This window comes from Rhodoferax ferrireducens, assembly GCF_031458075.1.
Classification (GTDB): Bacteria; Pseudomonadota; Gammaproteobacteria; order Burkholderiales; family Burkholderiaceae_C; genus Rhodoferax_B; species Rhodoferax_B ferrireducens_A.
This window is the reverse complement of record NZ_JAVDXT010000005.1, coordinates 56,738-70,520: the sequence shown is the minus strand read 5'-3', so window position 1 is coordinate 70,520 and position 13,783 is coordinate 56,738. Positions and strand designations below refer to the sequence as shown.

At 63.6% G+C, this 13,783-nt stretch carries 14 protein-coding genes; 3 read left to right on the top strand and 11 right to left on the bottom strand.

Translation table 11 applies throughout. The annotated features are described in order from the left end of the window. Nucleotides 1–34: 34 nt before the first annotated feature. Nucleotides 35–925, bottom strand: coding sequence for a LysR family transcriptional regulator (locus J2X19_RS21320; protein WP_310376324.1), 891 nt, complete (start codon nucleotides 923–925; stop codon nucleotides 35–37). Nucleotides 926–1,087: 162 nt separating this feature from the next. On the opposite strand from J2X19_RS21320, the gene J2X19_RS21315 reads away from it, so the two are divergent. From J2X19_RS21315 to J2X19_RS21305, 3 genes are read left to right on the top strand one after another with little or no spacing between them, the layout of a single operon-like run. Then, a complete protein-coding gene (locus J2X19_RS21315; protein ID WP_310376322.1) occupies nucleotides 1,088–1,504 on the top strand; it encodes a VOC family protein in 417 nt (138 codons plus the stop codon). A gap of 36 nt (nucleotides 1,505–1,540) precedes the next feature. Continuing rightward, a complete protein-coding gene (locus J2X19_RS21310) occupies nucleotides 1,541–2,461 on the top strand; it encodes an amino acid ABC transporter substrate-binding protein (RefSeq protein WP_405048716.1) in 921 nt (306 codons plus the stop codon). Nucleotides 2,462–2,516: 55 nt separating this feature from the next. Next, nucleotides 2,517–2,894, top strand: coding sequence for a nuclear transport factor 2 family protein (locus J2X19_RS21305; protein WP_310376320.1), 378 nt, complete (start codon nucleotides 2,517–2,519; stop codon nucleotides 2,892–2,894). An 84-nt stretch (nucleotides 2,895–2,978) separates the two neighbouring features. Here the strand turns inward: J2X19_RS21305 and J2X19_RS21300 are convergent, their stop codons facing one another. From J2X19_RS21300 to J2X19_RS21255, 10 genes are all read right to left on the bottom strand, one after another. Further along, nucleotides 2,979–4,205 carry an HDOD domain-containing protein gene (locus tag J2X19_RS21300; RefSeq protein WP_116606923.1) on the bottom strand — a complete coding sequence of 409 codons (1,227 nt, stop codon included), beginning with the start codon at nucleotides 4,203–4,205 and terminating at the stop codon, nucleotides 2,979–2,981. A 20-nt stretch (nucleotides 4,206–4,225) separates the two neighbouring features. Next, nucleotides 4,226–5,515: a flagellar hook-associated protein FlgL gene (flgL, locus tag J2X19_RS21295; protein WP_116606924.1), complete on the bottom strand. Its 1,290-nt coding sequence runs from the start codon at nucleotides 5,513–5,515 to the stop codon at nucleotides 4,226–4,228. A 31-nt stretch (nucleotides 5,516–5,546) separates the two neighbouring features. Beyond that, nucleotides 5,547–7,445, bottom strand: a complete 1,899-nt coding sequence (gene flgK / locus J2X19_RS21290) for a flagellar hook-associated protein FlgK (protein WP_310376317.1) — start codon at nucleotides 7,443–7,445, stop codon at nucleotides 5,547–5,549. Between the two features lie 9 nt (nucleotides 7,446–7,454). Further along, nucleotides 7,455–8,342, bottom strand: coding sequence for a glucosaminidase domain-containing protein (locus J2X19_RS21285; RefSeq protein WP_116606926.1), 888 nt, complete (start codon nucleotides 8,340–8,342; stop codon nucleotides 7,455–7,457). Nucleotide 8,343: 1 nt separating this feature from the next. Next, nucleotides 8,344–9,426, bottom strand: coding sequence for a flagellar basal body P-ring protein FlgI (locus J2X19_RS21280; RefSeq protein ID WP_310376878.1), 1,083 nt, complete (start codon nucleotides 9,424–9,426; stop codon nucleotides 8,344–8,346). Between the two features lie 128 nt (nucleotides 9,427–9,554). Then, nucleotides 9,555–10,262: a flagellar basal body L-ring protein FlgH gene (locus J2X19_RS21275; RefSeq protein ID WP_116606927.1), complete on the bottom strand. Its 708-nt coding sequence runs from the start codon at nucleotides 10,260–10,262 to the stop codon at nucleotides 9,555–9,557. A gap of 10 nt (nucleotides 10,263–10,272) precedes the next feature. Beyond that, nucleotides 10,273–11,055 carry a flagellar basal-body rod protein FlgG gene (gene flgG, locus J2X19_RS21270; RefSeq protein WP_092762622.1) on the bottom strand — a complete coding sequence of 261 codons (783 nt, stop codon included), beginning with the start codon at nucleotides 11,053–11,055 and terminating at the stop codon, nucleotides 10,273–10,275. A 25-nt stretch (nucleotides 11,056–11,080) separates the two neighbouring features. Further along, entirely contained in the window at nucleotides 11,081–11,821 is a 741-nt protein-coding gene (gene flgF, locus J2X19_RS21265; protein WP_116606928.1) for a flagellar basal-body rod protein FlgF, read from the bottom strand. Between the two features lie 38 nt (nucleotides 11,822–11,859). Continuing rightward, nucleotides 11,860–13,095 (bottom strand): flagellar hook protein FlgE, encoded by a 1,236-nt coding sequence (gene flgE / locus J2X19_RS21260; RefSeq protein WP_310376313.1) that lies wholly within the window; start codon nucleotides 13,093–13,095, stop codon nucleotides 11,860–11,862. Nucleotides 13,096–13,131: 36 nt separating this feature from the next. Further along, complete coding sequence (locus tag J2X19_RS21255) at nucleotides 13,132–13,782, bottom strand: flagellar hook assembly protein FlgD (protein ID WP_116606930.1); 651 nt, start codon at nucleotides 13,780–13,782, stop codon at nucleotides 13,132–13,134. Nucleotide 13,783: the final 1 nt, after the last annotated feature.

Here is a 13,783-nt window from a genome sequence, read left to right as displayed (position 1 = left end):
TCTGCGCAGGTGGAATAAGCGCAGAATGGCTGTTTCATGCTTCGGCCGCCGACGGAGCTTCGCCGTAGGCAGCAGCTACCAGGTCGGCCAGCTGTTGGGCCGCCTCGCCCATGCTGCGGCGGGCGCGGTGCACCAGGCCAATGTCCCGGTGGAAGGTGTGCTGCCCGAGGTTGATCGCGCGCACTGCAGCAGGCCAGCGCCGGTTGGTGCTGGTCTGCGGTACCAGCGCGATGCCGACCCCGTTCGCCACCAGGCGCACGATGGCTTCCAGCTCGTCCACCTCGCAGACCTCTTGCACCCGCAGGTGTGCTGCACGCAGAAAGCGGTCGACCTGTCGGCCGCCGAATGAGGCCCGGTCGTAGCGCACGAACGGCTGGCTGGCCAGCAGTTCAGACCAGTCGCTGCCTTCCACCGCGCGCGGCACCAGCAGGCGGAAGGGCTCGCGCGACAGCGTGGTCCAGCGCAAGTCCGAATGCAGCGAAAAAGGCGGACGGATGATCACCGCCATGTCGATATCCCCGGCATCCACCCGGTTCACCAAATCCATCGACAGACCGGGAATCACGCGGGAGCGGCAATCGGGAAACTGCTTGTGGAATTTGGCCAGCACGTCGGGTAGCAGGGTTCTTTGCACCGATGCAATCGCACCGATGCGTACCAACACCGTCGCCGCCCGGCCCTTCTGGCGGGACCCGAGGTCGCTGTAGAGGCGGATCAGCTCCTGGGCCCGGTCCAGGGTCTGGTGCCCCATGGCGTTGAGCCGCGCCGACCGGCCGGTGCGGTCGAAGAGCGCAAAGCCCAGCTCGGCCTCCAGGCGCTGCATCTGCGCACTGACCGCGGCCTGGGTGAGGCCGATGGACTCGCCCGCCGCCGCAAATGTGCCCTGCCTCGCCACCGAGACGAAGGTCTTGAGTTCGCGAATCATGCGTCTGCTCCCAGGTGGTGGATGGGCCGCAGCCAATCACAAAAAATATTTGTACTCAGACTAAATATATATTGATTTTATTATTTTCATCGGGGATTCACACTTGCGCATCTTTCCTCACTACCAAGGTCAAAAATGCAAAGTCCCCAAACGAATCCCGCGATGCTCTCCCCGTTTCACCTGGCTTTCCCGGTGGACGATCTGGCCAAGGCGCGCCAGTTTTACGGCGAAATTCTGGGCTGCCCCGAAGGCCGCAGTTCGGAAGACTGGATCGACTTCAACTTCTACGGCCACCAGATCGTTGCGCATCTGGCGCCCAGCCAAACCGGCCTGGCCCAGCGCAATGCTGTCGACGGCCACGGGGTGCCGGTACGCCATTTCGGCATCGTGCTGCCGATGTCCGACTGGGATGCGATGGCAGATCGGCTGAAGTCGCACGGCATCGAATTCATCATCGAACCCTACATCCGCTTCAAGGGCGAGCCCGGTGAACAGGCCACCATGTTCTTCCTCGATCCGTCGGGCAATGCGCTGGAGCTCAAGGCGTTCGGCGACATCACCAAGCTGTTTGCCAAGTAAAGCCCCCGCAGCAATATCCCCACGAGAAAAACCACCATGAAACACCTGGCTCTGACCCTCATCGCCGCCTGCGCGGGCCTTACGGCCCTTACGGCCCTTACGGCCCTCACGGCGCAGGCGGACACACTGCAGAAGATCAAATCGACCGGCGCCGTCACGATGGGCGTGCGGGATTCGTCCGGCGTACTGTCGTACACCCTGGGCAAGGAGCAGTATGTCGGCTTCCACATCGAGCTGTGCCAACGTGCGCTGGCCGACATCCAGAAGCAGCTCGGGCTTCCCAAGCTGGACATCCGCTATGTTCCGGTCACCTCCACCAACCGCATCCCGTTGCTGCAGAACGGAACTATCGACCTGGAGTGTGGTTCCACCACTAATAACGCGACGCGCAAGCAGCAGGTGGCCTTCGCCGTCACCACCTACATGGAAGAGATCCGTATTGCCGTCAAGGCCCATTCCGGCATCCAGTCGATTGGCCAGTTGAACGGTAAAAAGGTGGCAACCACCAGCGGCACGACCAGCGTGCAGGTGCTGCGCAAGCACCAGCGGGCCCAGGGTGTCGAGTTCCAGGAAGTGTTTGGCAAGGACCACGCTGAGAGCCTGCTCAACCTGGAGTCAGGGCGCGCCGACGCCTTCGTGATGGATGCCCAGGTGCTGGCCGGCAACATCGCCAACGCGTGCAATCCCTCCGACTACAAGATCGTGGGCGAGGTGCTGGGCGTAGAACCCATCGCCATCATGCTGCGCAAAGACGACCCGGCTTTCAAGCAGAGCATCGACAACAGCTTGCGTGGGCTGATGAAGAGCGGCGAGATCGCAAGCATCTACGACAAATGGTTCTTGAAGCCGATTCCGCCTACGGGTGCCGTCATCAACCTGCCGGCATCGCAGGCGACCAAGGCCGCCTGGGCCAATCCTAACGACAAGTCGACCGAAGAGTACGCCGCCGCGCACTGAGCCGGCGCGCCATCCCCATCCATCCATCCATCCATCCATCCATCAGGAGCAAACCATGCCAAGCCAGAGCTATATCCAGGATTACCAAGCCATCGTCCAGGTGCTGGGCCACTACATCGACGGCAACCAACAAGGCAGCGGTGCCCGCATGCGGGCGGCCTTCCATGCGCAGGCCACCATCTTCGGGCTCAACGGCGGCGAGGTGTTCGGCCCCGAGATCGGGAAGTTGTTTGACCTGGTCGACCAGTTCGAACCCTCGCCAGAAGCCACGGCCGTGATTGCGCGCGTCGACATTGTTGGCACGGCCGCGAGCGTGCGCCTGGACAGCGAAAAGGTGGCGGGCCAGCGGTTCACGGACTTCTTCAATCTGCTGAAGATCGACGGCAACTGGAGCATCGTCAACAAGATCTATCACACGCACCCGCAAGCCTAGTTTGCAGATGGCGCTATGGTGCTATCAAAATAAAAGCGACTTGCAAAATCTGTATAAGCGCTGGAGGCTGATTTGTCGTATGGTTTACTTGTCGGCTTTCAGCGCGGCCAGGGTGCGTAGCAGCGCGCGGTTCACCTCTTCCAGGCCCATGCCGTGTTCATGGCATAGGTGGCGCATGGCGGCGTGGTTGTTGTCCGATTCCATGGCGCTGGCGATCTCCAGCAGCGGCGCATACGGGCCGCTGTTGCGCACCGTGGCGTTGTAGATGCGGCTGCTCAGCGGCACGCGGTGCAGCGCGCTGCCCAGGGGCTCGCCCATCAGTACGTCGATCTGCGAGAACAGGCCGCAGAGGTAGATTTCACGGGCCAGCTCGTGCTCGGCGCCGGCGTCCATCAGGTTCTCCATCAGCCGGGCCCGCACCACCATGGCGGCCTTGACCGGCCGCAGATTGGCGTCGCGTGAAGACTGGGCCAGCTGCGCGCTGAGCCAGCGGCGCAGCTCGGTATAGCCCAGCATCATCAGGCCGTGGCGCAGCGACTCGATGCCGTTGCGCAGGCCCACGGCCGCCGAGTTCGCATAGGCCAGGAAGCGGTAGGTGAGGATGGGCTCTTCGCCCAGCAAGGCTTCGATGCGTTCGACCGCCAGGTCGTCGTCGATGGCCCGGACCAGCTGCAGCATGGCCTGGTGGTCGGGCGCGGTGGCCTTGTGCTGCAGCGCATGCAGGATGTCTTCGTCGGGCCAGCCCAGCAGGCCAGTGGCGTTGCGCTGGTCCAGGCAGTGTTCCATCAGCAGCCGGCTGGCCACGCCTTCGTAGATGCAGCCGGCCAGCACCGGGCTGGGTTCGGGTTGCTTGGAGCCCGCGCGTTGGCGGGCCGCGGCCTGCAGCGCGGCCAGCGCGTCCTGCGGGCCCAGGCGCAGTACCTGGGTGAAGAAGCAGGCGGCGACCTCGGGGTCGGGGCGCTGCTCGGCTTCGCCGCGCCAGACCAGGCGCAGGCCGCGGCGGTGGGCGCGCTGCACGCGCTGGGGCATGGCATGGCTGTGCATCCAGTCGTTGCGGACTTCGATCCAGTGGCGGCTGGGCGGCGCGTGGTCGAGCAGATCGCGCAGCAGTTGCGGAGAGGAGGTGACGGACAGCAGCAGCGGCGGGCTGTGCGGGCTGTCCTGCTCTTGCAGGATGGCCAGCAGGTGGGCGGCGTCCAGTGCCGCATCGGGCGGGGCGGTAATGCACAGCTGGACCGCCGCCAGCGCGCGGTGGCGGTTCCAGATGGGCCTGTAGCCCAGGGTCACGCTGCCAAGAATGGTTTGGGCCATAGCAGCTAGCTTAGTCCAACTTACCCGATGTAGTTGAACAAAGACAGCTTCTGGATCGAGGCATACGACTGCAGCGCAGCCTGGTAGGCGGTTTGCTGGTTTTTCTGGTCGGCGATGGCGGCGATCATGTCCAGGTCTTCGGCATTCGAGCGGTCGGATTCCGACTGGATGGTGTTCTTGGACTGGGTGTCGGTGATGCGGTCGGCGCGGGTCAGCAGGTCGCCGGCCTTGCCGCGGCTGGAGCTGATTTTCTCCAGGCTGGTGTCGATCTGGGCCAGCGATATCGCCTGTTCGTGGTTGAAATTGGCGTCGGTGCTGTTGGCGCCGGTGGTGGTGGTGTTGCCGGCCGCGTCTTTGGCATACATGGCGGCAATGGCGCGGTCGAGCACGCCAAAAATGCTGGGCCGGCTGGCGGCGACATTGGCGTTGACCTCCATGGTGTCGCCATTGGCGGGCACGCCCTTGACCACCACCGAGATGCCGCCCATGGTGATGCTCTGGCCGGCGGTGTAGGTTTGCGCCGCAGAGGTGATGCCCGTGGTGTTATTGGTCACCGCGTATGTGGTGGCCCCGGTGGCGGGAGCAACCGGCGCGGTGAAGCTGATGGTGTAGTCGTAGCCGTTGGCGGGCAAGGCGGCGGTGGTGGCGTCGGTCACCAGGCCAATGTCGGCAAATGCCTGGCCGGTGTTGGTTGCGCCCAGGGAGACATTGAACACGCCATTGCTTTCTGGCACGTCCATCCAGGTGGCACGGCCGTCCAGCGTGAACGGTATGGCCACGGTGCTGGCGGCAGATTGGCCGGGCAGGCCGTTGTAGGTGTAGTCGGGGTCGGGCGGCGTGCCGTCGACACTGGTTTCGAACGGCGCGGCCGTGCTGCCCAGGCCGTTGAACAAGGGCATGCCATTGCTGTCCTTGCGGTTCGCCAGTTCCAGCAGTTCGTCGCGGATGCCGACCAGCTGCTTGGCGATGGTTTCGCGTTCGGTCGGGCTGTTGGCGCCGTTGCCGGCCTGCACCACCAGATCGCGGAAGCTCTGCAGCAGCGAGGTGGCGCTGCCCAGGGTGGATTCAGCCTGGGTGATGGCGCTTTTTTGCACTTCCAGTGCGCGCTGCTCGACCTTGATGCGTTCGATACGGGTGGTGGCGCGTTCGGCCGCCCCGGCGCCTGTGGGGTCGTCGCTGGCGCGCAGGATCTTCTTGCCGGAGGTGACGTTTTCTTGCAGGCTCGACAGTGCGTTCTGCCGCGAGGTGAGGTTGCGCAGCGCGTTGTCGTAGCTGTTGGCGGTACCCATGCGGGTGAAGGTATTGCTCATCAAGCGCTCCTAAGGGGGGCGGTTCGGGCGGTCAACGGCCGACGCTGGCCATCAGACTGTCAAAAATGGTTTGGGCGATCTGGATCATCTTGGACGAAGCCTGGTAGGCCTGCTGGTATTGCAGCAGCTTAGCGGCTTCTTCGTCCAGATTCACGCCGGACACGCCGGTACGCGAGGTTTCCAGGTTGTCGGCAATCGACTTGGAGACTTCGGCGGTGTACTGCACGCTTTGCACGCGTACACCGACTTGCGACATCAGCGAGGCATAGCCGTCGGCCAGGCTGGCACCGTCGAACAAGGCCAGATCGCGCAGGTCCATCAGCGCATCGGCATTGCCGGCGTTGAGTTTGGCGTAGCTGGTGTTGGCGGGGCCGAGGGTGATGGTGTCACCGATCTGCGCAGCCCCCGACATGGTGAGCGACCAGCCCGACGCGGTATTGGCCGCGTCGTAGGGAATGGCGGTGCCAGGGTTGTAGGTAAAGGTGCCGGCAATATCCGAGCGGGTATAGGTGTTGGCCCCGGTGAAGGTCAGGGTCACGGAAGCTGGAATCGGCACCGATTTGGCCGTCAAGTTCGCCACCGACAGGCTGCCGGTATTGGTCGTACCCATGGCCGCCTGTACCGGGCTGGCCACGGCCAACTGGCGCGGCGAGGCAAATGCGATGCCGATGTCGGCCGCTGCATTGCTGTAGGGCCGGAGCAAGAAGCTGTCGCCGGAGTTGGGCGTGCCGCCGGGCGTGATCAACAGGCCGTCGTAGCTGCCGGTCACCGGGTCGGGCGTGACCACGGTGTTGTCGGAGTTGCGCGTCACGGTAAAGGCAACGGCCGAGGTGTAAGTGACGGTGTAGTCCGACGCCGCCAGCTTGGCCACATTGGCCGGGTCGACACTGATGCCTATGGTGCCTGTACCGGTATTGAAGGTGGCGCCCACGCCGTTGGGCATGTTGACCGGGCTGAACAGGTTGCCGCCGGCGTTGCCGTCCAGGTCCAGGCCTAGCTGGTGCTGCGCATTCAGCACGGTGGTGATGCTGACCGCCATGCGACCCAGCAGGTTCACGCCCTCGGCCAGGTCCTTGTTCTGGAACTTCAACATGCCGGCGATCTCGCCGCCACCCAGCATGTCCTCGGACAGCACGGCCGTCTGGTTGCCGAAATTGATGGCAACCTGGGTCTTGGTGTTGTCCTGCGGGTCGGTTTGCACCGACAGCGGATTGGATTTGACGCCCAGCACCAGGGGCTGGCTGCTGGCCGCAAACAGCGTGACGGTGCCGTCTCCGGCATCGATGGAGGTGGTCTGTATGTACTGGTTGAGCTGGCTGATCAGGTTATCGCGCTTGTCCAGCAAGTCGTTGGGCGACTGGCCGTTACCCCTGGCCTGTTGCAGCTGCAGGTTGACGGCGGCGATGCTGCTGGTCAGGGTGTTGACCGCATCGACGGAGTTTTCGAGTTCGGTGCGCAGGCCAGTCTGCAGGTTGGTGAGCTGGGTAGCGGCATCGTTGAAGCGGGCTGCGGCTTCGTCGGCGCGGGTCAGCACCACGGTGCGCGCGGTCAGGTCGGTCGGGGCACTGGCCACGTCCGAAAACGCGTTCATCATGTCGGTGACCGCAGCGCCCAGGCCGTTCTTGCCACCGGTGAATATGTCTTCCAGCTGCAGCAGCTTGTTGGCACGGGCGATGTCGGAGGCCGAGACCGACTTGGACAGTGCGGCTTGACGGGTCAGGTATTCGTTGTGGTTGCGCTGGATGGTGGCAATGTCCACGCCCTTGCCGATATAGCCGCCACCGCTGAACTGGCCTTCGACGGTCTGCAGCACCGTGGTCTGGCGCGAGTAGCCGACGGTGTTGGCGTTGGCAATATTGTTGCCAATGGTTTGCAGGGCGACTTCGTTGGCGACCAGGGCCCGCGTGCCGACGTTGAGTAGATTGCTCATGGCGGTCTGTTACGCGTAGGCCCGGCGCAGCTGCTGGGTGGTACTGATGGCCCGGGTCAGCTTGGCGGCGTAGTCGGGGTCGGTGGCGTAGCCGGCGCGCTTGAGTTCGGTTGCATAGGCCTGGGATGAGCCGGTCTGCTGGCGGGCCTGGGCGTAGCGCGGGCTTTCGTTGATCAGCTTGGCGTAGTCCTTGAACGACTCTTCATAGGAGTCGTAAGCCCGGAACTTGGCGCTGACCTTGCGCGATTCGCCGTTGATCACCTCGGTGGTGGTGATGGTAGTGGTCTTGCCCGTCCAGCTGGAGCCCGCCTTGATGCCGAACAGGTTGAACGAGGTGCTGCCGTCTTTGTTCAAAATCTCTTTGCGGCCCCAGCCGGTTTCATGGCCTGCCTGGCCCAGCAAGTAGCTGGCGGGCAAACCGGTGTCTTTTTCAACCTGCATGGCCGTACCGTTGTGGCGTTGCACAAAGTCGCTTTGGCTGGTGGTGCGGCTCACTGGCCCGGTCACCGGTGCAGGGGATAGGCGGCTGGCCGGCGTGCCCAGCTGCAGGGTGCTGCCATCGGCGGGCACGGTCTGGCGCGTCAGCTGGCGTTCGATGGCTTCCGATAAACCGCCGGGCCGGCCCGACATGGTGACCGACAGCTGCTGGTCGAGCAGGTCGGTGCCCAGGTCGCCCTGGGGGCTGTCGAACATGCCGGATTTGGTGGTGGCCTCGCGCATGCTCTTGATCAGCTCGCGCATGAACAGCGATTCCAGCTGCTTGGCGGTTTCCTTGATGGCGGCAGGGCTGTCTTGGCCGGCCTGCTGTTTCAGCGCATTCAGCGATTTGACGTCGGCCGCAAGCGCATTGGAAGAGACTTGCGAGGCCTGGTTCAGTGGATTCAGCGATAACGACATGTCAGATCACCTCCAGCTCGGCGTTGAGGGCACCTGCGGCCTTGATGGCTTGCAGAATGGCCAGCAAATCCTGGGGGGTCGCGCCCAGGGCGTTCAAGGCGCGCACCACGTCGGACAGCTGGGGTGCGGGTGGAACCTGGATCAGGATGCCGGGTTCCTGCTTGATCTGGATATTGCTTTTTTCTGTCACCACGGTCTGCCCTTGCGACAAGGGATTGGGTTGGCTGACCGAGGGCGTGGTGCTGATGCTGATGGACAAATTGCCATGGGCAATCGCACAGGGGCCGAGGGTCACGGCCTGGTTCAGCACGATGGAGCCGGTGCGGGAGTTGATCACCACCTTGGCGGCCGGCGAAGAGGCTTCGAGCGGCAGCTCTTCCAGGTCGGCCAAAAAGTTGACGCGGGCATTCGGGTCGTTGGGCGCACGCACCCGGACAGTACGGCCGTCCATCGCGTTCGCCAGGCCGCTGCCCAGCTTGTTGTTGACGGCCGCAGCCACCCGGCGGGCGGTCTGGAAGTCGGATGAGTTCAGGTCCAGGGTGATGTAGTCGCCCTCTTGCAGCGGCGTGGGCACGCTGCGTTCGACCTGGGCGCCGGAAGGGATGCGACCGGCACTCAGGTGGTTGATCTGCACCTTGCTGCCGCCGGCGGCAGCGCCGGCGCCGGCCACCACCATATTGCCCTGGGCCATGGCGTAGATTTCGCCATCAGCGCCGCGCAGCGGGGTCGTGATGAGCATGCCGCCCTTGAGCGACTTGGAGTTGCCCATGGAGGCCACGTTCACGTCGATGGTCTGTCCGGGTTGGGCGAATGCGGGTAATTGGGCAGTAACGATGACCGCTGCCACGTTTTTCAGCTGCAGCGACGACGCCAGGCTGGCCGGCAGGGTGATGCCCATTTGCTGCAAGTAGCTGGACAGGCTTTGCGAGGTGTAGGGCATCTGGGTGGTCTGGTCACCCGTGCCGTCGAGGCCGACCACCAGGCCGTAGCCGGTCAACTGGTTGCTGCGCACGCCCTGGACGGCGGCGACTTCCTTGATGCGCAAGGCCTGGGCGGGGCTGGCTGCCAGCACGCCCAGCACCATGCACAGCGCCGAGACCCAGGTCACGGCACGGCGTGTCGGCAGGTGGCGGAAAAAATGCATGGCGAACAACCCGTTCTACGTATGGTTCGACCGAATTGGTCCAACCTTTAGCATTATTTTCCTGCGCGCTAGAACGGGAGAACGGTCAAAAAGAACCGGGACAACCAGCCTATTGTTTGGGCTTCGCCCTGGGCGCCGCGCCCTTTGGACTCTATACGCGCATTTGCCACCTGGGTGGAGCTGACGATGCTGCCGGGTTGCACGGCGCGGGGGTCGACGGTGCCCGAGAAGCGCAGCACGTCGACGTTCTGGTTCACGCCAATCTGCTTCTCGCCAGCCACGACCAGGTGGCCGTTGGCGAGCACCTCCACCACGGTGACGGTAATTGCGCCGGAGAAGGTGTTGGCGCTTTCGGTGCCGCCCTTGCCGGAGAAGTCGCTGCTAGAGCTGGCGCCGACCGACAGCTTGTTCAGCAGCGGCGTTTTCAGGAATGGCAAGGCGGTGATGCCGGCTTCGTTTTCCGCCGATCGGTTGACGGTGCTGGAGGATTTCTGGCTGGCACTGACGTTTTCCACGATCTGGATCGTCAGGCTGTCGCCCACCAGGCGTGGGCGCCGGTCCTCGAAAACCGGCCGGTAGGCCGACGAGGTGAACAGGCTGCCGGTGGGGCGTGCCGTCGTCGCCGCCGCGGTTGGGGGGAGCGCCCGGGGCAGGGTGGATTCAACGAAATCCACCTTGGGTGCGGGCTGCAGGGTTTCGCAGCCAGTGCAGAGCAGGCCGATGGCCGCCACGGCGGCACACCAGCGCAGAGCAGCAGTAAGGGATGCGGTGTACATGGCTTGGTTCCTAGAGCTGGGCCAGTTTTTGCAGCATCTGGTCGGAGGTCTGCACGGCCTTGGAATTCATTTCATACGCGCGCTGGGTCTGGATCATGGTGACCAGTTCCTGCACCACGTTGACGTTGGAGGTTTCTACAAAGCCCTGCTTGACCACGCCCATGCCGCTGACGCCGGGCGTGCCGGTGGTCGGTTGGCCAGAGGCCGGGGTTTCGGTGTACAGGTTGCCGCCTTTGGGCTCCAGACCGGCCGGGTTGATGAAGTTGGCCAGCGCAATATTGCCGGCGGGCTGGGGTGTGCTGTTGCCCGGCAACATCACGGTGACCGAGCCGTCGGTGCTGATGGTGACACTTTGGGCGGTAACTGGGATGGTTACGCCGCTGGCGACCGTCAGGCCGGCGGCGGTGACCAGACGGCCTTGGGAGTCCACCTGGAAAGAGCCATCGCGGGTGTAGCCAATCGTGCCGTCGGTCTGGTTGATCTGGAAGAAGCCGTTGCCATTGATCGCCACGTCGAGCGCATTGCCCGACGATTGCAGGCTGCCCTGGGCGAAGGAGCGGGTGGTGGCTACGGTGCGCACGCCCAGGCCCAGGTGCAAGCCGGTGGGCAGCTGGTTTTGTTCGGTGCTGTTGGCGCCGACCTGGCGCAGGTTTTGGTAGATCAGGTCTTCAAACACCGCATTGGCGCGTTTGTAACCGGTGGTGGAGACGTTCGCCAGATTGTGCGAGATCACGTCCAGCTGGGTTTGCTGGGCTTCCATACCCGTCTTGGAGATCCACAGGGAGTTGATCATGGCGATTCCTTTACTTTGCGGGCGATCAGCCCTGTACGTTCAGCAACTGGCTGGCAGATTTGTCGTTGGTTTCTGCGGTCTGCAGCAGGCGCATCTGGGTTTCAAACTGGCGGGCGACCTGGATCATGCCGACCATGGTTTCCACGGCATTGACGTTCGAGCCTTCTACTGCGCCGGAGAGCAGCTTGGCGTTGGCATCGGCGGGTAGCGGGTCGCCGGTGGCGCCGCGGAACAGGCCGTCGTCACCGCGCTTGATGGGGTTGTCCACATCGGGCGTGACCATCTTCAGCCGGCCCAGGTTGGTGGGTGCCTGGCCCGCCACCTTGGCGCTGATAGTGCCATCGCTGCCGAAGGTAATTTCAGAATTGGCCGGCACATCGATGGGCGCGCCCCCGTCGGACAACACGGGCAGGCCCATGGGCGTGACCAGGGTGTTGTTGGGCGAAACTTCGAAAGAGCCGGCCCGGGTGTAGGCTTCTGTGCCATCCAGGCCTTGCACGGTGAACCAGGCGTTGCCCTGGGCCATGGCATCCAGGTTGCGGCCGGTGCGCTGTATCGGGCCCGGGGTTTCCGAGTGGCCGGCCGTGGCTTCCAGTGCAAAGACGCGGGTGCTGGCGCCGGGGCCGTTCAGGGGCACGGAGCGGTAGGTGGACAGCTCGGCACGGAACCCGCCGGTAGAGACGTTGGCCAGGTTGTTGGCCAGCACGGCTTGCCGGTTGGCAGCCGTGTTGGCTCCCGTCATCGAGGTGTAAATGATGTGGTCCATGGCGGGGCTTTCTCAGGCGGGCGCTGCGCTCAGCGGGCTTAGCGCAGATTGACCAGGGTGGACATCACCTGGTCCTGGGTCTTGATGGTCTGGGCGTTGGCCTGGTAGGCGCGCTGGGCGGTCATCATGTTGACCAGCTCTTTGGTCAGGTCGACGTTGGAGTCTTCCAGCGAACCGGCGCGCAGGCCGCCCAGGTTGCCGGTGCCGGGGGCGCCCTTGACCGACGGCTCGCCGCTGGACACGGTGGCCTGCCAGTAATTGCCGCCAATCGGCGCCAGGCCCTGTACGTTGGTAAAGCTGGCGAGCTGGATCTGCCCGGCAGCGAGAGATTTGCCGTTCGAGTACGTGCCCTGGATGATGCCGCTCTCATCGATGTTGATGGCAGTCAGCGTGCCAGGTGCCTGCCCGTCGCCCTTGGCTTTGGTAACAGAAAACTTGGAGCCCTGCTGCGTCGCGTCGGCGATATTGATGTCGACCGAGAACGTGCCGGCCGGTGGCGGTGTGGCGGCGCTGGGCAGCGCAATCGACCCCAGGGTGAACGAGGCGGGGGTGATCGTGCCGTTGGTGCCAAACGTCAGAGGCGTTGGCACCAGGGTGGGGGTGGCTCCGTCTACGCTGGTATACACGTCCCAGGTATTGACCGCAGTTTTGGTGAAATAGATGCTGACGGGAATCGCCACGCCTTGCTCGTTGTAGGCCAGCGCCGAGGTTCCGTAGGTGGCCAGCGGCGGTACCAGGGCGCTGGGTGCGGTACCGGTGGCAATGGCTGCTTCGGTGTCCAGGTTGAAGGTCAAGTCGATCTTGGTGCTGACCTCGGCCGGAATTTCACCACCGGCAGGCAGGAGCAGGGGGCCGATGGCGCCGCCCGTAGGAATGCTGCCATCCGCGGCGGCAGTCAGGCCCATCAGGTGGCCGCCGCTATTGGTGATGATCTCTCCGTCGTCGTTGAGTTTGAAGGCACCGTCGCGGCTGTAGGCGGTGCTGCCATTGGGCAGCTCGATCTGGAAGAAGCCGTTACCGTTGATGGCGACGTCCAGCGAGTTGTTGGTAATGCTGATATTGCCCTGGGTGAACTGCTGCGACACGGTGGAAACCTCGACGCCGATGCCGTTGCTGATGCCGCCGGAGCTGCCCAGCGAGGAGGCGTATAACTCGGCAAACTCGGCCCGCGAGGCCTTCATGCCTGTGGTGTTCGCGTTGGCGATGTTGTGGCCGATCACGTCCAGATTCTGGCTGGAGGCGTTCAGACCGGACAGACCTTGTTGAAAGCTCATGGGGTGCTCCTGAAAATGCGGTAGGGGTGTGCGGGCTTAGAGAATGGCTTTGACGGCGCTGTATGCGACCGATTCACCGTTCTGCAGTTGCAGGTTGAGGACGTTGTTGTCGTTGCTGACCGACACCACCTTGTTGCGTTCCAGGGCCGTGCTGGTGACGGCGGTGCTGCCATTGGTGGCCACTACCTTGAAGCTCAGTTCGCCTGCATTGGCGTACTGCGACGCGTCCCAGGAGAATGACTGGCGGCCGGATTCCAGCGCTCCCATGTTTACCGTGCCGAGCACGGTGCCAGCGGCATTGCGGACTTCCACCTTGACGGTATCGGCGTTGCCACTCAGGTCGAATGCACCTTTGCCCACGCCATCGGTGACGCTGACGGTGGAGCCTTCGGTCAGCACCTCGTGGCCAATGGTGGTGCTGCCTTGCAGCGACTGCAGGGCCGCGATTTGTGACGCCATGCTGGTCATGGTGTCGTTCAGTGTCTGGATGCCGGACACGGTATTGATCTGCGCCAGCTGGCTGGTCATCTGCGCGTTGTCCATAGGATTCATCGGATCCTGGTTGTTCAACTGGGCGACCAGCAGTTTCAGGAAGCGGTCTTGCGAGGCTTCCGATGTGGTGGCGTTCTTGGTGCTGGCCGATGTAACCAATGAGCTGCTTGCGGCATTGATGGCGCTGTAATCCATG